Source organism: Pseudomonas sp. DTU12.1 (assembly GCF_009873475.1).
In the GTDB taxonomy this organism is placed as follows: Bacteria; Pseudomonadota; Gammaproteobacteria; order Pseudomonadales; family Pseudomonadaceae; genus Aquipseudomonas; species Aquipseudomonas proteolytica.
Genome location: NZ_CP045254.1, coordinates 871,339 through 895,045, shown reverse-complemented (window position 1 = coordinate 895,045; position 23,707 = coordinate 871,339). Strand labels below are relative to the sequence as shown.

The following is a 23,707-nucleotide window of genomic DNA, read 5'->3' as shown; positions in this document are numbered from 1 at the left end:
AGCGCCTTCGATGTTGAAACCTGCGAAGAAACTGCAAAAAGTCCTGATCGCCAACCGCGGCGAGATCGCGCTGCGTATCCTGCGCGCCTGTAAGGAAGAGGGCATCAAGACCGTCGCTGTTTACTCGACGGCCGATACCGAATTGATGCACGTGAAACTGGCGGACGAAAGCATCTGCATCGGCCCGCCACTGGCCACGAACTCGTACCTGAAGGTCTCGAACATCATCGCCGCGGCTGAAGTGACCGGCGCTGATGGCATCCACCCTGGCTACGGCTTCCTCGCGGAAAACGCCGACTTCGCCGAACAGGTGGAAAAATCCGGCTTTGCCTTCATCGGCCCGAAAGCCGAGACCATTCGCCTGATGGGCGACAAGGTTTCGGCCAAGGACGCCATGATCGCAGCCGGCGTGCCAACCGTTCCAGGCTCCGACGGCCCGCTGCCGGAAGACGAGGAAACCGCTCTGCGCATTGGTCGTGAAGTCGGTTACCCGGTGATCATCAAGGCCGCCGGCGGCGGTGGTGGTCGCGGCATGCGCGTGGTGCACAAGGAAGAAGACCTGATCGAAGCAGCCAAGCAGACTCGCTCGGAAGCGGGCGCCTGGTTCGGCAACCCGATGGTCTACCTGGAAAAATACCTGACCAACCCACGTCACGTGGAAGTCCAGGTACTGTCCGACGGCCAGGGCCACGCCATCCACCTGGGCGACCGCGATTGCTCGCTGCAACGTCGTCACCAGAAGGTCCTGGAAGAAGCTCCGGCGCCGGGCCTGGATGAAAAGGCGCGTCAGGAAGTCCTGGCACGCTGCGTCAAGGCTTGCATCGATATCAACTACCGTGGCGCCGGGACTTTCGAGTTCCTCTACGAGAACGGCCGCTTCTACTTCATCGAGATGAACACTCGCGTGCAGGTAGAGCATCCGGTTTCGGAGATGGTCACCGGTATCGACATCGTCAAGGAGATGCTGAGCATCGCCGCTGGCAACGTGCTGTCCATCACCCAGGACGACGTGAAGATGCACGGCCACTCCCTGGAGTGCCGGATCAACGCCGAAGACCCGAAAACCTTTATCCCAAGCCCTGGCCTGGTCAAGCATTTCCATGCGCCAGGCGGCAACGGCGTGCGTGTGGATTCGCACCTGTACAGCGGCTACAAGGTTCCGTCCAACTACGACTCGTTGATCGGCAAGCTGATCACCTGGGGCGCCACCCGCGACGAGGCCATGGCCCGTATGCGCAACGCCCTGGACGAAATCGTGGTCGACGGCATCAAGACCAACATCCCACTGCATCGGGATCTGGTTCGCGATGAAGGCTTCTGCGAAGGTGGTGTGAACATTCACTACCTGGAACACAAGCTGGCCAACCAGTAAGTTTGTGCTCCACTCACAAAACCGCCTTCGGGCGGTTTTGTTGTTTATGGATGCACACAATCCAAATGTGGGAGCGGGCTTGCTCGCGAATGCGGTGTATCAGTGACCATGTCCATCACTGCCCCACCGCATTCGCGAGCAAGCCCGCTCCCACATTTTGCTCCATGTACACCCGCTGCAGCGCATATCGTCGGCACTGTCGTCTTCTGGCCTGCTCTCGCGTAAACTTGCGCCCTTTCGCAGCCCCACCCCGCTGCACACTCATTTTTTCAAAGGTGCCCGCCATGCCTTGGCTGCAAGTCCGTCTCGCCATCAGCCCAGAACAAGCCGAAACCTATGAAGACGCGTTCCTCGAAGTGGGCGCCGTGTCGGTGACCTTCATGGACGCCGAAGACCAGCCGATTTTCGAGCCTGAGCTGAACACCACGCCGCTGTGGTCCCACACCCACCTGCTGGCCCTGTTCGAAGATGGCACCGACGCCGCCAGCGTCTTTGCCCATATGGAACTGCTGACCGGCGGCCCGTTGCCCGAGCACCACAGTGAAGTGATCGAAGACCAGGACTGGGAACGCAGCTGGATGGACAACTTCCAACCCATGCGTTTCGGCCAGCGCCTGTGGATCGTACCCAGCTGGCATGCCGCCCCGGAGCCTGAGGCCGTCAACCTGCTGCTGGACCCGGGCCTGGCATTCGGCACCGGCACCCACCCGACCACCGCCCTGTGCCTGGAATGGCTCGACGGCCAGGACTTGCACGGTTGCAACGTGCTGGACTTCGGCTGCGGTTCGGGGATCCTGGCCATCGCCGCGCTGCTGCTGGGCGCCAAGGAAGCGGTCGGCACCGATATCGACGTGCAGGCCCTGGAAGCTTCCCGCGATAACGCCGGGCGCAACAACATCCCTGAAGACAAATTCCCACTGTACCTACCGGAGCAGTTGCCCCAGGTACAGGCCGACGTGTTGGTCGCCAATATCCTTGCCGGGCCGCTGGTCTCGCTGGCCCCGCAACTGTCGAGCCTGGTCAAGCCTGGCGGGCGCCTGGCGCTGTCGGGGATCCTCGCCGAGCAGGGTGAAGAAGTCGCCGCCGCCTATGCCCAGGACTTTGACCTGGACCCCATCGCCAACCGCGATGGCTGGGTACGCATCAGCGGTCGTCGGCGCTAGAATGAGCGCCTGCATGAATCGGATGGCCGCATGACCGACAGTTTCGTCACTCAGTGCCCGCATTGCCAAACCCGTTTCCGCGTCAGCCATGCTCAACTGAGCGTGGCCCGTGGCGTGGTTCGCTGTGGCTCTTGCCTGCAAGTGTTCAATGCTGCCCGCCAGTTGCTGGAGCAGCGTGCCCACGCACCTGAGGCGCCAAGCGCCGAAGCTGCGCCGCGCGCCATCAGCCAGAAGCAATGGAGCGCCGAAGAGCTGGACCTGGATAACCTGGACCTGGACGAGGAACTGGCCAAGCTGGAGCGCCGGGAGATCCAGCACACTCAGCCCCAGGGCAGCGAACGGCGCCAAGCCAGCGCCGACCGCCGGCAAAAAGACGAGTCGATGAGCGCCAGCCGCGACACCGCCAAGGCCGAAGAAGAACAATGGGCCGCCAGCCTGTTCAGCGATCCACCAGACGAACGGGCTGCGACAATCGCCCACGCCGAGGAAGCCGTCGAGCCGGCCCCAGTACCCACGGGCAAACCCCTGCGCACCGAGCCTTCGATGTCCTTCGACCTTCACGAGGTGGACGACGAGCCAACGGCGCTGCATACCGCCGACGCCCTCGACCCGCCCGAGCCAACGCTCGGCAGCGAACCGGACGAGCCTGAGCCTGAACCGCGCCGCAAGCGCTCCCGCACCGCCTCCAATGCCCATGACGAGATGCTGCAGGACCTGGAAGACGACCCGCTGCACCTCTACACCGGCAAACGCCCCGCTGGCTGGGGCCGCCGCCTGTTCTGGCTGGCCATGGTGCTGCTGGCCGCCGCTGCGCTCGCCGGACAGTACATCGCCTACCAGTTCGACGAGCTGGCCCGCCAGGACAAATACCGGCCGTGGTTCCAGGAGCTGTGCCCGAAACTGGGCTGCACCGTGCCGTCGCGGGTCGATATCGCGCATATCAAGAGCAGTAACCTGGTGGTGCGCAGCCATCCCGAGTTCGCCGGCGCGCTGGTGGTGGATGCGATCATCTACAACCGCGCCACCTTCTCCCAGCCGTTCCCGCTGCTGGAGCTGCGCTTTGCCGACCTCAATGGCCGGATGATCGCCAGCCGGCGCTTCAAGCCCGCCGAGTACCTCAGCGGTGAGTTGGCCGGCCAGACCGAGATGCCATCCCAGACCCCGATCCATATCGCCCTGGACATTCTCGACCCGGGCAACAAAGCTGTGAACTACAGTCTCAGTTTCCACTCCCCCGAGTGATTGGCCGCGCGCGTCAAGGTTCGGACGGCAGGTTATTGACTTGCCCGTCCACGACCAAACCGCTGGCGATAAGAAAATAGCTGCTCAGATTTTATCCAATTCAGCCTTTAACCAGTCATCGAGAGCGGGTATCATGCCAACCCTTTTTCGAACTCTAATGATCCGGCCCCACAACAGGGAAGTCCTATGTCGGCGGTACGCATCGGCCCATATACATTGCCAAACGCTTTGATTCTCGCCCCGATGGCGGGCGTCACCGACCAGCCCTTTCGTCAGCTGTGCAAACGTTTGGGCGCGGGCCTTGTAGTCTCGGAAATGGTCACCAGCGACATGAGCTTGTGGAACACCCGCAAATCGCGGATGCGCATGATCCACGAAGGTGATCCCGAGCCCCGCTCGGTACAGATCGCCGGTGGTGATGCACAAATGCTGGCGGATGCGGCCCGGGCCAACGTAGAGCTGGGTGCACAGATTATTGATATCAACATGGGCTGCCCGGCCAAGAAGGTCTGCAACAAGGCCGCCGGTTCCGCCCTGTTGAAGGATGAGCAACTGGTGGCCGAGATCCTGCAGGCCGTTGTCGGCGCAGTGGATGTACCGGTCACCCTGAAGATCCGTACCGGCTGGGACCGGGACAACAAGAACGGCCTGACGGTGGCGAAGATCGCCGAACAGGCAGGCATTACAGCATTGGCGGTGCATGGCCGCACCCGCGCTGACCTTTATACCGGTGAAGCCGAATACGACACCATCGCTGCGATCAAGCAGGCGGTGTCGATTCCGGTCTTTGCCAACGGCGACATCGACTCGGCCGAGAAAGCCCGGCGCGTACTGCACGCAACCGGTGCCGATGGCCTGTTGATCGGCCGGGCCGCCCAGGGGCGGCCATGGATCTTTCGTGAGATCGAGCACTTCCTGCGTACCGGCGAAATCATGCCGGCACCGGGGCTGATCGAGGTGGAACGTATTCTGCTAGAGCATCTGGCCGCCCTGCACACCTTCTATGGGGACGTGATGGGCGCGCGCATTGCTCGCAAGCATGTGGGTTGGTATCTCGCAACCCTGCCCGGCGCCAAAGAGTTTCGCGCAGGGTTCAATCGTTTGGATGAAACGCAAGCACAGGTCACCGCCGTTCGTGAGTTCTTTGCCGAACGAGACAAGAGCCTGAGAGCAGGGGACGGAGAAGGGGTGGCCGCATGACGATGATGACCGAGACTTTAGTGAGTGGAACAACACCCGTGAGCGACAACGTCAATTTGAAACAGCACCTCAACACGCCGAGCGAAGAAGGCCAGACCCTTCGCGGGAGCGTCGAGAAAGCGCTGCACAATTATTTCGCCCACCTTGAGGGCGCGGCCGTCACGGATGTGTACAACCTGGTGCTCTCCGAAGTCGAGGCGCCCTTGCTCGAAAGCGTGATGAACTACGTCAAGGGCAACCAGACCAAAGCCAGTGAGCTGCTGGGCCTGAACCGTGGGACCCTGCGCAAGAAGCTCAAACAGTACGATTTGCTGTAAGCATTCAATCAAACCAGAAAGGCGCCCGCGTAAAACCGGTCGCCTTTTTTGCTGACTCCTTTGCTTTTGATGGAAATTGAGATGACCGACCAGACTACCCGCCTGCCGATCCGCCGCGCCTTGATCAGTGTTTCCGACAAGACCGGGATCCTCGAATTTGCCCGGGAGCTGGAAGCCCTGGGTGTGGAAATCCTCTCCACGGGCGGGACCTTCAAACTGCTGCAGGACAACGGCGTGGCCGCAGTAGAAGTCGCGGACTACACCGGTTTCGCAGAAATGATGGACGGTCGGGTCAAGACCCTGCACCCGAAAATCCATGGCGGCATCCTCGGCCGTCGCGGTATCGACGACGCCATCATGAACGAGCACGGCATCAAGCCGATCGACCTGGTGGCCGTTAACCTCTACCCGTTCGAAGCCACCATCAACAAGCCAGGCTGCGACCTGCCGACCGCTATCGAAAACATCGATATCGGCGGCCCGACCATGGTGCGCTCGGCAGCCAAGAACCATAAAGACGTGGCCATCGTGGTCAACGCCAGCGACTACGCCCACGTATTGGAAAGCCTGAAAGCCGGCGGCCTGACCTACGCCCAGCGTTTCGACCTGATGCTCAAGGCCTTCGAACACACCGCCGCCTATGACGGCATGATTGCCAACTACATGGGCACCGTGAACCAGGCCGCCGAGACCCTCAGCACTGAAGGCCGCAGCCAGTTCCCGCGCACCTTCAACAGCCAGTTCATCAAGGCCCAGGAAATGCGCTACGGCGAGAACCCGCACCAGAGCGCGGCGTTCTACGTGGAAGCCAAGCCTGCCGAAGTGGGCATCGCCACCGCGACCCAACTGCAAGGCAAAGAGCTGTCCTACAACAACGTGGCCGATACCGACGCCGCGCTGGAGTGCGTGAAGAGCTTCGTCAAGCCGGCCTGCGTGATCGTCAAGCACGCCAACCCATGCGGCGTGGCCGTGAGCCCGGACGCCGAAGGCGGGATCCGCCAGGCCTACGAACTGGCCTACGCCACCGATACCGAATCGGCATTCGGCGGCATCATCGCGTTCAACCGCGAACTGGACGCCGAGACCGCCAAGGCCATCGTCGAGCGTCAGTTCGTTGAAGTGATCATCGCGCCAAGCGTCAGCAGCGAGGCCCGTGCCATCGTGGCGGCCAAGGCCAATGTGCGTCTGTTGGCCTGCGGCGAGTGGTCGGCTGACCGTGCCGCTGCCTGGGACTACAAGCGCGTCAATGGCGGCTTGCTGGTACAGAGCCGCGACATCGGGATGATCGGCAGCCAAGACCTTACAGTTGTGACCAAGCGCGCGCCGACCGAGCAAGAGATCAACGACCTGATCTTTGCCTGGAAAGTGGCCAAGTACGTTAAATCCAACGCCATCGTCTACGCCAAGAACCGCCAGACCATCGGTGTCGGCGCGGGCCAGATGAGCCGTGTGAACTCGGCGCGTATCGCCGCGATCAAGGCTGAACACGCCGGTTTGCAGGTGGTGGGTTCGGTGATGGCTTCCGACGCATTCTTCCCGTTCCGTGATGGCCTGGACAACGCCGCAAAAGCGGGCGTGACTGCCGTGATCCAACCGGGCGGTTCGATGCGTGATGCCGAGGTGATCGCCGCGGCTGATGAAGCCGGTATCGCGATGGTCTTCACTGGCATGCGCCACTTCCGTCACTGATCCAAATGTGGGAGGGGCTTATGTGGGAGCGGGCTTGCTCGCGAATGGGGTGTGTCACTCGACACATTCCTCACAGATCCACCGCTTTCGCGAGCAAGCCCGCTCCCACATTTTAAAGCGCTCCTGCAGCGCCTACAGAATTCGAGGTTTTTGAAATGAATGTTTTGATCATTGGCAGCGGTGGCCGTGAACACGCACTGGCCTGGAAAGTCGCCCAAGACCCACGCGTGCAGAAAGTATTCGTGGCCCCCGGCAACGCCGGTACCGCCATTGAAGCCAAGTGCGAAAACGTCTCCATCGACGTATTGGCCCTTGAGCAACTGGCCGACTTTGCGCAAAAGAACGTGTCGCTGACCATCGTCGGCCCGGAAGTACCGCTGGTGGCGGGCGTCGTGGACCTGTTCCGCAGCCGTGGCCTGGACTGCTTCGGCCCGACTGCGGGCGCGGCCCAGCTGGAAGGCTCGAAAGCCTTCACCAAGGATTTCCTGGCTCGCCACAAGATCCCGACCGCCGACTACCAGAACTTCACCGAGATCGAGCCGGCCCTGGCTTACCTGCGTGAAAAAGGCGCACCGATCGTGATCAAGGCCGATGGCCTGGCCGCCGGTAAAGGCGTGATCGTGGCGATGACCCTGCAGGAAGCAGAAGACGCCGTGCGCGACATGCTCGCCGGCAATGCCTTCGGTGACGCGGGTTCGCGCGTGGTGATCGAAGAATTCCTCGACGGCGAAGAAGCCAGCTTCATCGTGATGGTCGACGGCAAGAACGTCTTGCCGATGGCTACCAGCCAGGACCACAAGCGCGTCGGCGACGGCGATACCGGCCCGAACACCGGTGGCATGGGTGCCTACTCCCCTGCCCCGGTGGTCACCGCCCAGGTGCACCAGCGCGTGATGGACCTGGTGATCTGGCCGACCGTGCGTGGCATGGCCGATGAAGGCAATGTCTACACCGGCTTCCTGTACGCGGGCCTGATGATCGACAAGGCCGGCAACCCGAAAGTCATCGAGTTCAACTGCCGCTTCGGCGACCCGGAAACCCAACCGGTGATGCTGCGCCTGCAGTCGAGCCTGGTGCTGCTGGTGGAAGCCGCCCTGGCCCAGGCCCTGGACAAGGTTGAAGCACAGTGGGATCCACGTCCGAGCGTTGGCATTGTGCTGGCGGCCGGTGGTTACCCTGCCGACTACGCCAAGGGTGATGTGATCCAGGGCCTGGATGCGGCCGCTACACTCGAAGGCAAGGTGTTCCACGCCGGTACCGCGCTCAAGGACGGCCAGGTCGTCACCGCCGGTGGCCGTGTACTCTGCGCCACGGCCATGGGCGCCAGTGTCGATGCCGCCCAGCAGCAAGCGTACAAGCTGGCCGCCAAGATCGACTGGCAGGGCTGCTTCTACCGCAAGGACATCGGCTACCGTGCCATTGCCCGTGAGCGCGGCGAAGATCAGTAACCAGCTATCCGTTCGGCTAGGCAAGGGCCTTTGGCCCTTGCCGTCCTATTGCGGTCCCGCGCATAGTTAACCCCGTGCATCAACCTACGAAGGGATTTCGCCGTGCGCTGGCTCAGGATCGCCATAGTTTTTACTGTCAGCCTGCTGACCTTGCTCTGCCTGTTGCCGGCCCAGGCCGTCGCGCAAGGCAGTGGCTGGGCCGTATTACTCGATGAACAGGCCGACCTGCAACTGAGCGACATTCGCTCCCCCCGCTACAACAACCAATTTAGCCCCATCGAACTGGACCGGATCACCGCCGCCGAGCCCAATGGCGCGCTGTGGGTACGTTTCAGGCTGCAACCGGGCAAGCACGAGCAAGTGCTGCGCGTATTCGCGCCGGACCTGGCGCACCTCAACCTGTATGTGCTGGACGGCGACACGCTGATCGAGCAAGTGAATACCGGCACCCGCCAACCCCAGGCTGAACGTCCGCTGCCGAGCAGCGACTTCATGCTGCCCATGCCCCAGAGCCAGAAACCCCTGGATGTGTATGTGCGCCTGGTCTCGGAGCACGAACTGCGGCCGTACCTGACCCTGGAACCGGCCGTGATGGCTGCCGCCAACCAGACCCAGACCCTGGTCTATGGCCTGCTGTTCGGCTGCCTGCTGATGCTGATCCTGCACAACCTTACCCGCTACGCCTACCATCGTTCGCGCAGCAGCCTGTGGCTGGCGGCCTGCGAAGTGCTGCTGTTGCTCAGCCTGTTGCTGCTGCTCAACCTGCTGGGCCCCTGGCTGCCGAACTGGCACGCCCTGCAAACGCCAGGCGCCTATATGGCGTTGCTGCTGACCGCGCCGTGCGGCTTGATGTTCGCCTATCGCTTCTTCGCGCCACTGGGCCCGCACCCGCTGAACAAGCTGCTGATGGCCGATATCCTGCTGATCGTCCTGTGCGGCCTGTTACTGCTGTTCGTCAACACCCTGCCGCTGAACATCATCACCTATGCCCTGGTGGCACTGGCCGGCCTGAGCATGCTGTTTGTCTCGGCCTACCACTGGCAAAAAGGCTACCGGCCTGCACGCCTGTTCTTGCTCGCCATGGTGGTATTCAACACTGGCACGCTGATTATCCTCCCGGCCCTGCTGGGCCTGACCCTGGTGGCCCCGCAAGGCCTGATCATTACCCTGCTGGCGGTGATCTGCGTCAGCGGCCTGCTGATGAGCCAGGCCCTGGGCGAGCGCCAGCGCAGCATCGTCGAGGATCGCTTCAGCCTCAGCCGCGACCTGGCGGCCAGCAACGCCGAGATCGCGGCCAAGGCCGAGTTCCTGGCGAAAATCAGCCATGAAATCCGCACGCCCATGAACGGCGTACTGGGCATGACCGAATTGCTGTTGGGCACGCCTTTGTCGGTCAAGCAGCGTGACTACGTGCAGACCATCCACAGCGCCGGCAATGAACTGCTGACCCTGATCAACGAGATTCTCGACATTTCCAAGCTCGAGTCCGGGCAGATTGAACTGGACGACGTGCAGTTCGACCTCAACGCCCTGATCGAAGACTGCCTGAGTATTTTCCGCGCCAAGGCCGAGCAGCAGAACGTCGAACTGATCAGCTTTATCCAGCCCCAGGTGCCACGGGTCATCAGCGGCGACCCGACACGCCTGCGCCAGGCCCTGCTGAGCCTGCTGGAAAATGCCCTGCAAAAGACCGACGAAGGCGAAGTGCTGATCGTGGTCGCCCTGGATGAACGCAGCAGCAAACCGCGCCTGCGCATCGCCGTGCAAGACAGCGGCCTGCCGATGGAAGCCGCCGAGCGCGACGCCCTGCTGCACAGCGAACTGCACAGCAAGAATTTCCTGTCGGCCACCCGCCTGAGCGGCCACCTCGGCTTGGTGATCGCCCGCCAACTGATCCTGCTGATGAATGGCGAGTTCGGCATCAAGGCCGGCAGCCAGCAAGGCAGCACCCTGTGGCTGACCTTGCCGCTGGACCCCGAGCGCCTGGAGCACCCGACCTCCGATCTCGACGGCCCGCTGCAAGGCGCGCGGGTGTTGGTGGTGGACGACAACGACACCTGCCGCAAGGTGTTGGTGCAGCAATGCACCGCCTGGGGCCTGAACGTCAGCGCCGTGCCATCGGGCAAGGAAGCCCTGGCCCTGCTGCGCACCAAGGCGCACCTGCGCGACTATTTCGACGTGGTGCTGCTGGACCAGAACATGCCCGGCATGACCGGCATGCAACTGGCGGCGAAGATCAAGGAAGACCCGAGCCTGAACCACGACATCCTGCTGATCATGCTCACCGGCATCAGCAACGCACCGAGCAAGATCATCGCGCGCAACTGCGGGATCAAACGCATCCTGGCCAAGCCGGTTGCGGGCTACACCCTCAAGACCACCCTGGCCGACGAACTGACCCAGCGCAGCAAAGGCGTGGTCCAACCCCGCCACATCGCGCCGAACGTTCCTGTGGCCGTCACCGTGCCCAGTGATTTCCGCATCCTGGTGGCCGAAGACAACAGCATCTCCACCAAAGTGATTCGCGGCATGCTCGGCAAGCTCAACCTGCAACCCGATACCGCCAGCAATGGCGAGGAAGCCTTGCAGGCGATGAAGGCCCAGCGTTACGACCTGGTATTGATGGACTGCGAAATGCCGATCCTCGATGGCTTCTCCGCGACCCAGCAGCTGCGGGTCTGGGAAGTCAGCAACCAGCGCACCCGCACGCCGGTGGTGGCACTGACCGCGCACATTCTCTCGGAACACAAGGAACGCGCACGCCAGGCCGGGATGGATGGGCATATGGCCAAGCCGGTGGAGTTATCGCAACTGCGCGAACTGGTTGAATACTGGGTGACACAGCGCGAGCAGCCGGCGGAGCAGGCGCACACTTCCTGAGGCAAGGAGGCTCCCTGTGGCGAGGGGGCTTGTCCCCCGCTGGGCTGCGAAGCGGCCCTTAAACCTGCTATCCGGATTTAACTGAAAGAACTCAATGAGGCGGGTGGGGCCGCTTCGCGGCCCAGCGGGGGACAAGCCCCCTAGCCACAAAAAGCCCACTCTCCTTCAGAAAGCCCCCTAGCCACAGAAAGCCCACAAGCCTGATAGACTCCCCCTCGCCCTTCCTTCGCTGTGAGCTTCCACCATGCTCCATGTGTTGTTCAGCGTTTATTTGAAGATGCTGGTGCTGTATAGCCCCTTCTTTGTCCTCTCCTGCTTTATCAGCCTGACCCGCGGCTATTCCAGCAAGGAACGGCGGCGCCTGGCCTGGAAGGTCGCCTTGGCGACGCTGGTGTCAAGCGTGTTGCTCTACCTGTTTGGCCGGGTGATTTTCAGTGTGTTTGGCATCACCGTGGATGCCTTCCGCATCGGCGCCGGCAGTGTGCTGTTCATTTCAGCCCTGGGCATGGCCCAAGGCAAGTCAGCGGTACAGACCGACAATGTGCAGCAGGACGTGACCATCGTCCCCCTGACCATTCCCCTGACTGTCGGCCCGGGCACCATCGGCGCGCTGCTGGTGATGGGGGTCAGCCAGCCCCATTGGGACGACAAGTTCATGGCGATTCTCAGCATTGCCCTGGCCAGCCTGACCGTAGGCGTGGTGCTGTACCTGTCCAATCGGATCGAACGCATCCTCGGTGACCAGGGCCTGCAGATTGTCAGCCGCTTGATGGGCCTGTTCGTGTGCGCGCTGGCCGCGCAGATCATTTTTACCGGGATACGCGGTTATCTGGTGCCCTGAGGCAGCGGTCAAATCCGGTATTGGGCAATGGCCTGCAAGACCTTGTCGCCTGCACTCCTGCGCAACTGCTTGAGGGTTGCCTCGTTGACCACCGCCGGGTTGAGCATCAGGCAGGTCTGACCACTGAAGGCTTCGACCGTGGAGCTGTCCCATTCAAAAAACGGGACGCCCAGTTTCTTGCTGACGCCATGGGCGCTGTAAGTCACCAAAATCATCAGCACTTCGCCATCGACTTCAGAGCAGGACGCCAGGCCAAAGTCACCGCCTTCATGGGTGACAATGTTGCGCTTGAACAGATCAAACGGCGCCGCCTGTTGCTTCAGCGCGTCGAAGGCGTCCGCTGCCAACTTGGGCAGCGCCATGGCCAACGGGCCCGCAAGGGACGTCGAAGCCACGGTGGACGAGATGATGTTGAGCGCCGCCATCTGCACCGTCAGGCCTTTCCTGGAGGTCGTCACCCGCTCAAAACTGCTGCGTATCGGCAACCACCCCAGGCTGGTCATGACCTTGATGAACTCGTCATACCAGGCCTGGCTGCCGCGCGTCACGTTCAGCACGTCACTCACATAGCTGCTGGCCAACAGGTAGCTCTTGCGGGTGTATTCCTTGTTGAGATGGCTCATGCCCGCGACAAACGAGAACACACTGTTGTTAATCACCGCGCCATTGAGGTCGACCTGCGCCTCGGCGGGTAAAGGCCCCACCGACGACTGCGCGCTCACCGGTAAACGGTAAGTGGCAATCAACTTGCTCTTTTTCGCCATATTGATTCGTTTATGTTTTCGCTCCATGAATGTTTCTCCACAAAAACCCACACGGGTCTACTGCCAACACTAGCCGGCCCAGGCGTTTTTTTCAGGGGCCCGGGCAGCACCGAATGCGGTGGGCAAAAAGCACCTGCCAGCGCCAGCTCCCGCAAACACTGGGGAGGGCGCCAAGCCTGATAAAGCGCAGGTTTGCTTCTGTAGCAATAAGGTGAGAAACCATGGCTGGCGTGTCGAAACAGCCCCATCGGATAGGGAAACGTCATCGCCGGGAGTTGGTCTTTTCCTACCCGTCAGCGGCCCCATTGCGGGGCCGCTGTTGCATCAGGAGAGCGGTTTTTCACCGTACCAGCGTGGCGTGTACACCCACTCGCCACCGCCCAGCCGAGAGAACGCACAGGTGGTGGACGAACCGATCAGCACCATGGTGCGCATGTCCACCTGGTCCGGTGTCAGTTGGCCCAAGGTGAGGGTGCGCAGCGTCTGCCCAGGACGACCAATATCCCGCCCCAACACCACCGGCGTTGCCGCATTGCGGTGCTGGGCGACGATTTCCAGGGCGCGCCCCAGTTGCCATGGGCGCGAACGGGAGATGGGGTTGTAGAACGCCAGGGCCAGGTCGGCCTGGCATGCCAGGTCCAGGCGTTTTTCGATGATGGACCAGGGCTTGAGGTTGTCCGACAGCGACATCACGCAGAAGTCATGCCCCAGCGGCGCACCCGCCTGGGCTGCAGTGGCGAGGGAGGCCGAGACCCCCGGCAGGATTTCCAGCTCGACCCGCTGCCAGGCCGGGTCGCTGGATTCATGCAACGCCTCCAGCACCGCCGCCGCCATGGCGAATACGCCAGGGTCGCCAGAAGACACCACCACCACCGAACGCCCCTGGGCCGCCAGCTCGAAGGCGTGCCGCGCCCGCTGCATTTCTTCACGGTTGTCGGTGCAGTGCTGCACTTGGTCGGCGCGAAACGGCCCGGCCATGCGCACATAGGTTTCGTAGCCCAGCACATCGGTGCAACGCGCCAGTTCGGCCTTGACCGCCGGCACCATCAGTTCGGCAGCGCCGGGGCCCAGGCCGATCACGGCGAGACGGCCACGGGGGCGGCCCAGTTGCGCCAGGTCTACCGGCGCAGCAGCGCCATGGATGACGATATCCGGCCCGGCAGCCAGCGTCGTAAACCGCAGTGGCACACCCAGTTCCAGCGCAGCTTCCTGCAATTGACCGCTGGCCATGTCGGCATCGTCGGCCAACAGGCACGCCAGCGACTGCACAGCGATGCCGTCCTGCTGTAACGCCTGGCGAACCCGCGCCGCCAGTTCGGCGCCCGGGCGGCAGGCGACCCAGGTGTTCTTCGGATAGATCAGCAGCTCATTGGCCGCCGGCACACGTTCGGCGCTGCCCACATGAATGCTCAGGCGCGCCTGCTGGTCCTGCGCCAGATTAGCCTGCTCCAGCCACGGCGCCGCGCCTTCGATACGCACTTGCTCACCGGCCAGCAGGTCCGAGACAAAGCGCTTGCCCAGCTCCAGGTCGGCCAGTTGATAGCCCTGGGGCGGGTTGAGCAGGCAGGTGCCAAAGCGCAGCTCGCCACTGGTGGTGATCGCGGCCGCCACACCCAGGGCCGCCGCGATTTCCCGCGCCATGCCATTGACCCCACCCAAGCCACCGAGCAACGGCACCACCGCGCTGCCGTCTTCGGCAACCGCCAGTACCGCCGGCTCTTCGCCTTTTTCCAGCAACAGCGCGGCCAACGTGCGGATCACAATGCCTGCCGCGCACAGGGCAATGATCGGCGTGCCCTGCTGATACAACTGGCGCAGGGTCGCGCCAAACTCACTGTAGGTCTGGTCGGCGCCTTCCACCCGACCGGCCAAGCCGTGGATCTGCGCGCCGGGGTATACCTGCTGGATGCTGCGAGCCGTGGCCAGGCTGCCCTGGCCGAGGATTACGATCGCCGGCGTCATCACCCTTGCCACCTTTCGCCCGGCACGATGATCAACGAGAAATACGGCGACGACATCGGCTCGACCTGATCCAGCGCGACGATTTTCTGGTTGGCCATGGTCGCGCGCTCGACATACAGCGCACGCCCGGCCAGCCCCAGTTCCTCAAGCACCTGGCGCACCTTGGTGAAGTTGCGCCCCAGCTTCATGATCACCGCCGCATCGGCATCCGCCAGGCGCCGCTTGAGTTCGTCATGGGGCAGCACCCCGGACAGTACCGACAGGCTCTGGTTGCGATACACCAACGGTGCGCCCAGCACCGAAGCGCCGCCGAGCATCGAGCACACGCCGGGGATGACCTGGGCGTCGTAGCGCTCGGCGAGGCGGTCATGCAGGTACATGTAGGAGCCGTAGAAGAACGGGTCGCCTTCGCAGATCACCGCCACATCACGCCCGGCATCCAGGTGCGCGGCCACGTCGACACTGGCGGCGTCATAAAAATCGCTGATCACCTGCTCATAGGACAGCGGCGCCGGCAAGGCTTCGGTGGTCACCGGGTACACCAGCGGCATCAGCGTCTGCTGGGGCACCAGGTGCTCTTCGATAATGCCAAACGCATTGCCCTTCTTGCCCTTGGCGACGAAGTACGCCACCACCGGCGATTCGCGCAGCAGGCGCAGGGCCTTGAGGGTGATCAGTTCCGGGTCGCCGGGGCCGACGCCCAGGCCGATCAAACGTCCACGCGCCTGCATCATTCGACCTCCGTGGCCAGGGCGTTGACCGCCGCAGCGGCCATCGCACTGCCGCCCAGACGGCCCTGCATGATCACAAACGGCACGCCACGGCTGTCGGCGGCGAGCATCGCCTTGGACTCGGCGGCGCCGACAAAACCTACCGGGAAACCGAGGATCAGCGCCGGCTTGGGCGCGCCGGCGTCGAGCATTTCCAACAGGTAGAACAGGGCGGTAGGCGCATTGCCGATCACCACCACACTGCCGGCAAGATGCGGGCGCCACAGTTCCAGGGCGGCAGCGGAACGGGTGTTGCCCAACTCGCGGGCCAACTGCGGCACGCTGTCGTCGCGCAACGTGCAGATCACTGGGTTGTTGGCCGGCAGGCGGGCCCGGGTCACCCCTTCAGAAACCATCCGCGCATCACACAGGATCGGCGCGCCAGCGGCCAGGGCCTCACGGCCGGCCTTGCCTGCGCCTTCGGAGAACTGCAGACCGTCGATCGCCTCGACCATGCCGCAGGCGTGAATCACCCGCACGGCGAGTTTTTCCAGGTCGGCCGGGATGCGATCAAGCTTGGCCTCTGCGCGAATGATCGCAAAGGAGTTGCGATAGATCTCCTGACCGTCGCGGATGTAATCAATCATCGGTGTTGCTCCGTGGACGGGCACGCAACACGGCGCCCGCCGCTTCAATAGAAAGGTTGTGCGCGTGCAGGCGGCCGAAACCCGGCTGGCCTGCATCGCGAAAATAGAGGTCGTAGTGCCCAACGCCCACCGCCAGCAAAGTGACCGGGGCAATGTGCGCCGCAGCGCAGGTGCGCGGGCAGCCGGACAGGTGCACGTCCAGGCCCTGGCCGTGGTCCTGGAGCAGCGTGGCCAGGTGCAAGGCATCGGCCTTGGTGTCGGCCTGGGCCTTGGCGCAGCCGCTGGAACCGGTGCAGGCAATCATCCGCGCCAGGGCCTGGTCGGCCGAACACAGGAAGCCCAGCTGCGCCAGGCCTTCAGTCACGCGCGGCGCTGCGTGCGGCGCCAGGTTGGGCAGCAACAGGCCCTGCCACGGGGTGAAGCGTAATGTGCCGTCGCCACATTCGAGGGCCAGTTGCGCAGCGCCGCGCAGCATGGCTGGGTCCAGCCGGCCCAATGGCGTGACTACGGCCACGTAGACCCGCTCGGGTTGGCGCTGTGGATAAGTCCCCAGGCGCAAGCGGCTCGCAGTGGCGCGGCGACGATAGCCATCGGCGGGGAGCAAGGGCAGGTTCAAACGCCCGACAAAGTTATCCACAGACGTTTGCGCCAGCAGGTCGCGCATGCGGTTCTGGTCGGGCCGGGCCAGGTCGAGAAACAGCTCCAGCACTGCGACGACCAGGTCATGCCCTTGATCCACGCGGACCGCGGCCAGCGGCAGGTCGCGCGCGGGGCAACCGGCCAGGCCGAACGCCAATAACGTCTGGCCCTGCGCGGCATAGGCCGATAACCACAGGTCGTGATGATGGTCGAGCATCGCCAGGGCTTCACCGCCATCCAGTTGCACGGCGAACTTGGCCGACAACTCATGAAACCGTGGATGGGCTTGCAGGGTGGCGAGGATCTGGTCCGCCAGGGGCCGGGTGTCCAGCAGCATCGCGCGGTCGATGCCAGCGCCGGGGCTGAGCATCACATTGCGTACGTCATCGCCGCCGGCGGTGGTCGGGCCCAGGCCCGCAGCCAGCAGGTGCGTGATCAAGCCATCATGCTGCGGGCCAATGCCGCGAATCTGCAGGTTGGCGCGGTTGGTCGCCTCGATCACCCCGCCGGCGTAAGCCTGCGCGGCGTGCGCCACGGCCAAGGCCTGCGCAGCGGTGATAGCCCCACCGGCCAATTTGATCCGGCAAATCCCACCATCCAACGCCTGGACAATACGCAGCAACCCCGGGCAACCCGAGGGGCGTTTGCTATTGGACAGAGGAAGTGGCTTCACGGGGGCTACCGGTTCACGGGTAAAGGCGCGGTATTATGCCTGCTTTGTCCGGCAGCATGAAAAGCCTGCCCGTCGGATGTCGTTCAAGGAATCAATATGTCGCCCTGGCTGACGGTAGTAGGCATCGGTGAAGACGGCTTCAAGGGCCTGGGCAGGAATGCCCGGCATGCTCTGTTGCGCGCCTCTCGTATCATTGGCGGCCAGCGCCAGCTGGATTTGCTGCCGGTGTGCATTCGTGCTGAGCGCGAGTTGTGGCCCAGCCCGTTTTCCCTGGCGCCGCTGCTGGCGCGGCGCTTTGAGCCGATATGCGTGCTGGCCAGTGGCGACCCGATGTTCTACGGCGTCGGCGCCAGCCTGGCGCGGCAGGTGGCGGCGGATGAACTGTTGATCCTGCCTGCGCCCTCTTCCGTGTCGCTGGCGGCGGCACGCCTGGGCTGGCCGCTGCAGGATGTGGTGACGCTGTCGGTAGTCGCCCGCCCGGTGGCTGCGCTCAATGCCCATCTGGCCAGCGGTGTGCGCTTGCTGGTGTTGAGCAACGACGGCCAGAGCCCGGCCGCTATCGCCGCCATGTTGCGCAGCAGCGGTTTTGGCCTGAGCCGCCTGAGTGTGTTTGAACACCTCGGTGGCAGCGCTGAACGGCGCATCGATGGCAACGCCGAAAGCTGGCAGGACCCGCCGGTTGCGGCGCTGAACCTGATCGCCATCGACTGCCTCGCCGACGCCAATACCCCGCGCCTGTCGCGCCTGGCCGGCCTGCCGGATGCGGCCTTCAAGCATGACGGCCAACTGACCAAGCGCGATGTGCGAGCCATGACCCTCGCGCGCCTTGCCCCCGCCCCCGGCGAGTTGCTTTGGGACGTCGGCGCGGGCAGCGGCTCCATCGGTATCGAATGGATGCGCGCCCACCCCAGCTGCCGCGCCCTGGCGATTGAAGCCGACGCCGGCCGCCAGCAGTTGATCGAACACAACCGCGATGCCCTCGGCGTGCCCGGCCTGCATTTGATTCGCGGCAGCGCACCCCAGGCCCTTGCGGGGCTGGAAGCGCCCGATGCGATCTTCATCGGCGGCGGTGTGACCCGCGACGGCGTGCTCGACACCTGCTGGCAACACCTGCGCCCGGGTGGGCGACTGGTGGCCAATGCCGTGACCCTGCAAAGCGAAATGACCTTGATGAACTGGCGCGCACAACACGGCGGCGAACTGACCCGCATCCATGTGGCCCAGGCCCAGCCCCTGGGCGAGTTCGACACCTGGCGCCAGGCGCTGCCCATCACCCTGCTGGAAGTGATCAAGCCGCTATGAAGCGCATCCTGCTGCTGGGCGGCGTGACTGAAGCCCTGGCCATCGCCCGCACGCTGGGCCCGCAACATATCTACAGCCTGGCCGGGATCGGCCGGGTGCCCACCGACCTGGCATGCCAGTTACGCGTCGGCGGTTACGGCGGTGCCGAGGGGCTGGCGCAGTTTGTCCGCGCCGAGCACATCAGCCTGATCCTCGACGCCACCCACCCCTACGCCGCACAGATCAGCGCCAACGCCGCCCAGGCCGCACAAATGTGCAATATCCCCTGCTGGGCCCTGCGCCGCCCCGCCTGGCAGCCACAACCCGGCGATGACTGGCGCGAAGTGCGCGACTGGGCCGGGCTGATCGAGGCCTTGCAACCCTTCCAGCGCCCGTTGTTCACCCTGGGCCGCGAACCGCTGCAACACCTCGACGAAATCCCCGCCGGGCAGTTCTGGACCTTGCGCGCATTGGACACCTACCCCGGCAACGAACGCTGCGAAGTGATCGGCGCCCGCGGGCCGTTTTTGCTCGCGGATGAACGGGCGTTGTTCGAACGCCGGCAGATCGATGTCTTGATCAGCAAGAACAGCGGCAGCAGCGCCACCGAACCCAAGCTGGAAGTGGCCCGCGAGCGCGGCGTACCGGTGCTGGTATTGCAGCGGCCGGTGTTGGCGGGGGTGGATCGGGAGTTTTTGACGCCCCAAGAAACACTCACAGCATTGGCAAGTTTCACTCAATAAGTCAGGATCGCCCGCTTGCTTGATTAGTAACCTATTTGTTACCTTCGAGGCGGGCGATGATTGAGATTGAGGAATATAAACGCGACAAAAAACTGGAACAAAAGAGGTAGCCAGCATGGCACTTACCCGCAGTTATAAACTCACGATTGCCGAAGCCGCCCAGCGCGACCCAGAGTTTGCCCAGGCACTCCTCGATGAGGCTGCTACGCTATTTCTCAATGGCGAACCCGAATTGTCCCGCATCATTCTGCGCGACCTGGTCAACGCCACTGTTGGTTTTGAGAGTTTGGCAAAAGAGACGGCCAAACCGAGCAAAAGCTTGCACCGTATGCTTTCGGCCCATGGCAACCCCAGCATGGATAACCTGGCGGCGATATTTGCGGTACTCCGAAAGGGGCTTGGCGTCGATATGCAGGTGCATGGCGTTCCCGTCGCATAACTTGACATCACTGCGACACCAAACCACACCGCCACTTTTTACTTATGCCCCCCGATCAGGCTAAATACCTACCTGATCGCTTAACCCTACGGATTGTCCGCCATGGCCCGTCAACGCTTTGCATTTGCCTGGATCGCCTGCCTTGCAGTGCTGTTCAACGCGTTTGCCATGCCGATGGCCGGGGCGATGCAGCAGGGTCAGAGCCCTGCCGAACAATTGCTGTGGGGCAGTTTCTGCTCCTCCAATGGCAGCAAGCTGGTGGCGATCTCCCTGGGCAAGCTGGATATACCGGCGCCGCAGCAGGACGAGCATTCCTCCATGCAGCATTGCTGGTGCTGCTCGGGCTCGCCGCCGCTGCTGGCACTGGGGCATGTGCCGCAGTTGTATCTCACACGGATCGACCCGGCCCCTGGCCTGTCATCACCCACCCTGCAAGCCCCGACTCCGCGCCAGCAATGGCCGAGCCTCAACCCCCGCGCCTCTCCTGTCGTTTGATCACTTCGCAATTGAACTGCGTTTGAATCGTTCTGGAGAACTGCCATGCTCAAATCTTCCCTGCTTCTGGCGGCCTTGCTGCTGCCTGTGTTCAGTGCCGCCAATGCCGAGGACTACAAGGCCGGCGACCTGCTGGTCAGCGATCCCTGGTCCCAGGAGTTGCCACCCAATGCGCCGACGGTGGCCGCGTACTTTGTGATCCATAACCAGGGTGAAGCCCCGGACCGCCTGCTCAGCGTCGATACGCCGGTGGCAGCCAAGGCCGAGCTGCATGAACACGTCATGCAGGGCGACTTGATGAAAATGCAACAGGTGCCCAGCGTGGCCGTGCCGTCCAAGGGCGAGCTGACCTTCGCACCGATGGCCTATCACGTGATGCTCCTGGACCTGAAGGATCGCAGCCAGTTGCGCGACGGCCAGCACTTCCCCCTGACCCTGAACTTCGAAAAGGCCGGGCCAGTAAAAGTGGAAGTCTCGGTACAAAAAGTACCGCCGATGGCCGGCCACGAGCAAAAGCACGCCCATTAACCACCCCAGGCCGCTCCCCATGGGTGCTTCCGCCAACAGGTCAACCACGCGCCGTCGCCAGCCCTTGAGGCTGGCCCGCGGCAGCTGGATCAGCCTGTTCGCCATGCTGATGATCTTTATCGGACCGCTGATTTCCCAAGCGATGCCGATGGATCATCACGCCGGCATGTCCATGCAGATGTCCATGGACGACACCTGCCACGCCGCGCCAAAGCATCCCGCCGAGCACACCAAGCCCCCCGCCGCCGACCACGTCATGTGGGAGAAATGCGGCTATTGCAGCCTGTTGTTCAGTTGCCCGGCCCTGCCGGGCAGTGTTTCATTCGTGGCCCTTGGCACCCCACCACCGGCCAACGCCCTCACCCCTGCAACGCGCCTGGGCCATGCCCGGCAGAGCATTTTCCCTGGCGCGCGCAGCCGCGCCCCGCCCGGCCAGTCGTAAACCGCCAATCACACACAACTTCGCACGGCCGCCTTCACACAGACAGCCGCAGGCTGCTGGCCGTGTTGTTTACGACTGACTGATGGAATTTTTCATGTCCAGGTTTCCTGCTGACACCCGTATGGGATGTACCCCCGTGCTCGCCGTTTTGTGCGGCGCACTCTTGGCCCCACAGGCGTATGCCGACGACCACGCCGAACACCACAACGAGCTCAGCCCGACGGTGATTACCGGCGTTGCCCCAAGCTCCCCACTGACCATCGTCACCAACCCCAAGGACCCACGCCAGCCGGTGCCGGCCAGTGACGGCGGCGACTACCTCAAGACCATCCCGGGCTTTGCCCTGGTGCGCAACGGCGGCACCAATGGCGACCCGGTGCTGCGCGGCATGTTCGGCTCGCGCCTGAATATCCTCACCAACGGCAGCATGATGCTCGGCGCCTGCCCGGGCCGCATGGACGCACCCACCTCCTACATCTCGCCGGAAACCTACGACAAGCTCACCGTGATCAAAGGCCCGCAAACCGTGCTCTGGGGCCCCGGCGCCTCGGCCGGCACGGTGCTGTTCGACCGTGAGCCGGAGCAGTTCGGCGAACTGGGCACGCGGGTCAACGCCAGCATCCTCGCCGGTTCCAACGGGCGTTTCGACAAAGTGCTGGATGCCGCCGCCGGTGGCTCGCTGGGGTATATCCGCGTGATCGGCAACCAGGCCCACGCCGATGACTACAAGGACGGCAACCACGACACCGTCGCCTCGCGCTACGACAAATGGAATGGCGACGTCGCCCTCGGCTGGACCCCGGACGCCGACACGCTGCTGGAACTCACCGCCGGTCGTGGCGATGGTGAAGCGCGTTACGCCGGACGTGGCATGGATGGCTCGCAGTTCCTGCGCGAAAGCCTCGGTCTGCGCTTCGAGAAATCCAATATCGGCGAGGTACTCGACAAGGTCGAAGCCCAGGTCTACTACAACTACGCCGACCATGTGATGGACAACTACAGCCTGCGCACGCCCTCGGGCACCGGGATGATGGCCGGGCCCATGGCGTCCAACGTCGACCGCCGCACCCTCGGCGCGCGGATCAAGGCCACCTGGCGCTGGGCCGATGTGCAACTGATCAGCGGCATCGATGCGCAGACCAACGAGCACCGCCAGCGCAGCAGCGCCGGGGTCGACACCTACAAGAACCTGCCGCGCAACAAGGACGCCGACTTCCATAACTATGGGGTGTTTGGCGAATTGACCTGGTACGCCGCCGACAATGACCGGCTGATTACCGGCGCCCGCCTGGATCGCGCCTCGGTCAAGGATTACCGCCAGCGCACCGGCAGCGGCATGATGAGTCGCGCCAACCCTACCGCCGGCGATACCCGCGCCGACACGCTGCCGTCCGGTTTCGTACGTTATGAACATGACTTGGCCGACAGCCCGACAACCCTCTACGCCGGCCTCGGCCACGCCGAACGCTTCCCGGACTACTGGGAGTTGTTCTCCCCCAACCGTGGCCCTGCGGGCTCGTTGAATGCCTTCGACGCGATCAAGCCGGAGAAAACCACCCAGCTGGATTTCGGCCTGCAATACAAGACCGCAGACTTGGAAGCCTGGGCCTCCGGTTATGTCGGCCAAGTGCGCGACTACATCCTGTTCAACTACACCCCAGGGATGATGGGCATGACCTCCCAGGCGCAGAACATCGATGCGCGGATCATGGGCGGTGAATTGGGCGCAGCGTACAAACTGACGTCCAACTGGAAAGCCGACGCCACCCTGGCCTACGCCTGGGGCAAGAACAGCAGCGACGGCAAGGCGCTGCCGCAAATGCCGCCCCTGGACGCACGCTTTGGCCTGACCTACAGCGAAGACGACTGGAGCGCCGGCGCCTTGTGGCGTGTGGTCGCAGCGCAAAACCGCATCGACCAGAACAAAGGCAACGTGGTCGGCAAGGACTTCGCCAAGAGCGGTGGTTTTGGCGTGTTCTCGCTCAATGCTGCATACCGCATCAACAAGAGCTTCAAGGTCAGCACTGGCGTCGACAACCTGTTTGGCAAGGCCTACGCCGAGCACTTGAACCTGGCCGGCAACGCCGGGTTCGGCTACCCGGCCAACGACCCACAAGCCATCAATGAACCGGGGCGCACGCTCTGGACCAAGGTCGACATGAGCTTCTAGCCACCACCGTTGTAGGAGCGAGCTTGCTCGCGAAGAACGTGAACGATGACGCAGCAAATCAG

21 protein-coding genes are annotated in these 23,707 nt (G+C 63.3%); 16 read left to right on the top strand and 5 right to left on the bottom strand.

Features of this window, described 5'->3' with window-relative positions:
* The first annotated feature begins 10 nt into the window (after positions 1-10).
* The 9 genes from accC (at position 11) to GDV60_RS03820 (ending at position 12,152) form a co-directional block, all read left to right on the top strand.
* Complete coding sequence (gene accC / locus GDV60_RS03860; protein WP_159906348.1) at positions 11-1,372, top strand: acetyl-CoA carboxylase biotin carboxylase subunit; 1,362 nt, start codon at positions 11-13, stop codon at positions 1,370-1,372.
* A 284-nt stretch (positions 1,373-1,656) separates the two neighbouring features.
* Positions 1,657-2,535, top strand: a complete 879-nt coding sequence (gene prmA, locus GDV60_RS03855; protein WP_104911498.1) for a 50S ribosomal protein L11 methyltransferase — start codon at positions 1,657-1,659, stop codon at positions 2,533-2,535.
* Between the two features lie 30 nt (positions 2,536-2,565).
* Positions 2,566-3,777, top strand: coding sequence for a DUF3426 domain-containing protein (locus GDV60_RS03850; RefSeq protein ID WP_159906346.1), 1,212 nt, complete (start codon positions 2,566-2,568; stop codon positions 3,775-3,777).
* Positions 3,778-3,963: 186 nt separating this feature from the next.
* The gene (gene dusB / locus GDV60_RS03845) at positions 3,964-4,977 is read left to right on the top strand and encodes a tRNA dihydrouridine synthase DusB (RefSeq protein WP_029297661.1); all 1,014 of its coding nucleotides are present in this window, start codon (positions 3,964-3,966) and stop codon (positions 4,975-4,977) included.
* The gene (gene fis, locus GDV60_RS03840; RefSeq protein WP_003186237.1) at positions 4,974-5,294 is read left to right on the top strand and encodes a DNA-binding transcriptional regulator Fis; all 321 of its coding nucleotides are present in this window, start codon (positions 4,974-4,976) and stop codon (positions 5,292-5,294) included. Before dusB ends, fis begins: the two co-directional genes overlap by 4 nt.
* Before the next feature lie 81 nt (positions 5,295-5,375).
* Positions 5,376-6,983 carry a bifunctional phosphoribosylaminoimidazolecarboxamide formyltransferase/IMP cyclohydrolase gene (purH, locus tag GDV60_RS03835; RefSeq protein ID WP_070994300.1) on the top strand — a complete coding sequence of 536 codons (1,608 nt, stop codon included), beginning with the start codon at positions 5,376-5,378 and terminating at the stop codon, positions 6,981-6,983.
* 155 nt (positions 6,984-7,138) lie between these two features.
* Positions 7,139-8,431 (top strand): phosphoribosylamine--glycine ligase, encoded by a 1,293-nt coding sequence (gene purD, locus GDV60_RS03830; RefSeq protein WP_159906345.1) that lies wholly within the window; start codon positions 7,139-7,141, stop codon positions 8,429-8,431.
* A gap of 102 nt (positions 8,432-8,533) precedes the next feature.
* A complete protein-coding gene (locus GDV60_RS03825) occupies positions 8,534-11,311 on the top strand; it encodes a hybrid sensor histidine kinase/response regulator (RefSeq protein WP_029297680.1) in 2,778 nt (925 codons plus the stop codon).
* A 244-nt stretch (positions 11,312-11,555) separates the two neighbouring features.
* Complete coding sequence (locus GDV60_RS03820) at positions 11,556-12,152, top strand: MarC family protein (protein ID WP_029297681.1); 597 nt, start codon at positions 11,556-11,558, stop codon at positions 12,150-12,152.
* Between the two features lie 8 nt (positions 12,153-12,160).
* Here GDV60_RS03820 and GDV60_RS03815 read toward each other — a convergent pair whose 3' ends face one another.
* The 5 genes from GDV60_RS03815 to cobG all read right to left on the bottom strand — a co-directional run bounded on the left by GDV60_RS03815 (position 12,161) and on the right by cobG (position 17,532).
* Positions 12,161-12,943: a hypothetical protein gene (locus GDV60_RS03815; protein WP_159906344.1), complete on the bottom strand. Its 783-nt coding sequence runs from the start codon at positions 12,941-12,943 to the stop codon at positions 12,161-12,163.
* A gap of 297 nt (positions 12,944-13,240) precedes the next feature.
* The gene (gene cobJ, locus GDV60_RS03810) at positions 13,241-14,878 is read right to left on the bottom strand and encodes a precorrin-3B C(17)-methyltransferase (RefSeq protein ID WP_159906343.1); all 1,638 of its coding nucleotides are present in this window, start codon (positions 14,876-14,878) and stop codon (positions 13,241-13,243) included.
* Positions 14,878-15,612 (bottom strand): precorrin-2 C(20)-methyltransferase, encoded by a 735-nt coding sequence (locus GDV60_RS03805; protein WP_370694595.1) that lies wholly within the window; start codon positions 15,610-15,612, stop codon positions 14,878-14,880. Before GDV60_RS03805 ends, cobJ begins: the two co-directional genes overlap by 1 nt.
* Positions 15,609-16,235 (bottom strand): precorrin-8X methylmutase, encoded by a 627-nt coding sequence (locus GDV60_RS03800; RefSeq protein ID WP_029297694.1) that lies wholly within the window; start codon positions 16,233-16,235, stop codon positions 15,609-15,611. Before GDV60_RS03800 ends, GDV60_RS03805 begins: the two co-directional genes overlap by 4 nt.
* Positions 16,228-17,532, bottom strand: coding sequence for a precorrin-3B synthase (gene cobG / locus GDV60_RS03795; RefSeq protein ID WP_159909177.1), 1,305 nt, complete (start codon positions 17,530-17,532; stop codon positions 16,228-16,230). The genes GDV60_RS03800 and cobG overlap by 8 nt, the downstream gene beginning before the upstream one ends.
* Before the next feature lie 111 nt (positions 17,533-17,643).
* On the opposite strand from cobG, the gene cbiE reads away from it, so the two are divergent.
* The 7 genes from cbiE to GDV60_RS03760 all read left to right on the top strand — a co-directional run bounded on the left by cbiE (position 17,644) and on the right by GDV60_RS03760 (position 23,645).
* Entirely contained in the window at positions 17,644-18,849 is a 1,206-nt protein-coding gene (gene cbiE, locus GDV60_RS03790; RefSeq protein WP_159906342.1) for a precorrin-6y C5,15-methyltransferase (decarboxylating) subunit CbiE, read from the top strand.
* Entirely contained in the window at positions 18,846-19,571 is a 726-nt protein-coding gene (locus GDV60_RS03785) for a cobalt-precorrin-6A reductase (protein WP_159906341.1), read from the top strand. The genes cbiE and GDV60_RS03785 overlap by 4 nt, the downstream gene beginning before the upstream one ends.
* Positions 19,572-19,686: 115 nt before the next feature.
* Positions 19,687-20,010 carry a DNA-binding protein gene (locus GDV60_RS03780; protein ID WP_057958200.1) on the top strand — a complete coding sequence of 108 codons (324 nt, stop codon included), beginning with the start codon at positions 19,687-19,689 and terminating at the stop codon, positions 20,008-20,010.
* A gap of 102 nt (positions 20,011-20,112) precedes the next feature.
* A complete protein-coding gene (locus tag GDV60_RS03775) occupies positions 20,113-20,505 on the top strand; it encodes a DUF2946 domain-containing protein (protein WP_159906340.1) in 393 nt (130 codons plus the stop codon).
* A gap of 45 nt (positions 20,506-20,550) precedes the next feature.
* Entirely contained in the window at positions 20,551-21,033 is a 483-nt protein-coding gene (locus GDV60_RS03770) for a copper chaperone PCu(A)C (protein ID WP_159906339.1), read from the top strand.
* 19 nt (positions 21,034-21,052) lie between these two features.
* Positions 21,053-21,475: a DUF2946 domain-containing protein gene (locus tag GDV60_RS03765; protein ID WP_159906338.1), complete on the top strand. Its 423-nt coding sequence runs from the start codon at positions 21,053-21,055 to the stop codon at positions 21,473-21,475.
* Positions 21,476-21,569: 94 nt separating this feature from the next.
* On the top strand, positions 21,570-23,645 hold the full coding sequence (locus GDV60_RS03760) for a TonB-dependent copper receptor (RefSeq protein ID WP_159906337.1): 2,076 nt from the start codon (positions 21,570-21,572) through the stop codon (positions 23,643-23,645).
* The last annotated feature ends 62 nt before the right edge of the window (positions 23,646-23,707 follow it).

Excerpts from the sequence above, each read along its gene's own strand:
- purH (WP_070994300.1), top strand. The coding sequence starts at position 5,376 with ATGACCGACCAGACTACCCGCCTGCCGATCCGCCGCGCCTTGATCAGT.
- prmA (WP_104911498.1), top strand. The coding sequence starts at position 1,657 with ATGCCTTGGCTGCAAGTCCGTCTCGCCATCAGCCCAGAACAAGCCGAA.
- fis (WP_003186237.1), top strand. The coding sequence starts at position 4,974 with ATGACGATGATGACCGAGACTTTAGTGAGTGGAACAACACCCGTGAGC.
- dusB (WP_029297661.1), top strand. The coding sequence starts at position 3,964 with ATGTCGGCGGTACGCATCGGCCCATATACATTGCCAAACGCTTTGATT.
- GDV60_RS03850 (WP_159906346.1), top strand. The coding sequence starts at position 2,566 with ATGACCGACAGTTTCGTCACTCAGTGCCCGCATTGCCAAACCCGTTTC.
- GDV60_RS03770 (WP_159906339.1), top strand. The coding sequence starts at position 20,551 with ATGCTCAAATCTTCCCTGCTTCTGGCGGCCTTGCTGCTGCCTGTGTTC.
- GDV60_RS03805 (WP_370694595.1), bottom strand. The coding sequence starts at position 15,612 with ATGATGCAGGCGCGTGGACGTTTGATCGGCCTGGGCGTCGGCCCCGGC.
- cbiE (WP_159906342.1), top strand. The coding sequence starts at position 17,644 with ATGTCGCCCTGGCTGACGGTAGTAGGCATCGGTGAAGACGGCTTCAAG.
- GDV60_RS03775 (WP_159906340.1), top strand. The coding sequence starts at position 20,113 with ATGGCCCGTCAACGCTTTGCATTTGCCTGGATCGCCTGCCTTGCAGTG.
- accC (WP_159906348.1), top strand. The coding sequence starts at position 11 with ATGTTGAAACCTGCGAAGAAACTGCAAAAAGTCCTGATCGCCAACCGC.
- purD (WP_159906345.1), top strand. The coding sequence starts at position 7,139 with ATGAATGTTTTGATCATTGGCAGCGGTGGCCGTGAACACGCACTGGCC.
- GDV60_RS03785 (WP_159906341.1), top strand. The coding sequence starts at position 18,846 with ATGAAGCGCATCCTGCTGCTGGGCGGCGTGACTGAAGCCCTGGCCATC.
- cobJ (WP_159906343.1), bottom strand. The coding sequence starts at position 14,878 with ATGACGCCGGCGATCGTAATCCTCGGCCAGGGCAGCCTGGCCACGGCT.
- GDV60_RS03820 (WP_029297681.1), top strand. The coding sequence starts at position 11,556 with ATGCTCCATGTGTTGTTCAGCGTTTATTTGAAGATGCTGGTGCTGTAT.
- GDV60_RS03815 (WP_159906344.1), bottom strand. The coding sequence starts at position 12,943 with ATGGAGCGAAAACATAAACGAATCAATATGGCGAAAAAGAGCAAGTTG.
- GDV60_RS03760 (WP_159906337.1), top strand. The coding sequence starts at position 21,570 with ATGTCCAGGTTTCCTGCTGACACCCGTATGGGATGTACCCCCGTGCTC.
- GDV60_RS03780 (WP_057958200.1), top strand. The coding sequence starts at position 19,687 with ATGGCACTTACCCGCAGTTATAAACTCACGATTGCCGAAGCCGCCCAG.
- GDV60_RS03800 (WP_029297694.1), bottom strand. The coding sequence starts at position 16,235 with ATGATTGATTACATCCGCGACGGTCAGGAGATCTATCGCAACTCCTTT.
- GDV60_RS03765 (WP_159906338.1), top strand. The coding sequence starts at position 21,053 with ATGGGTGCTTCCGCCAACAGGTCAACCACGCGCCGTCGCCAGCCCTTG.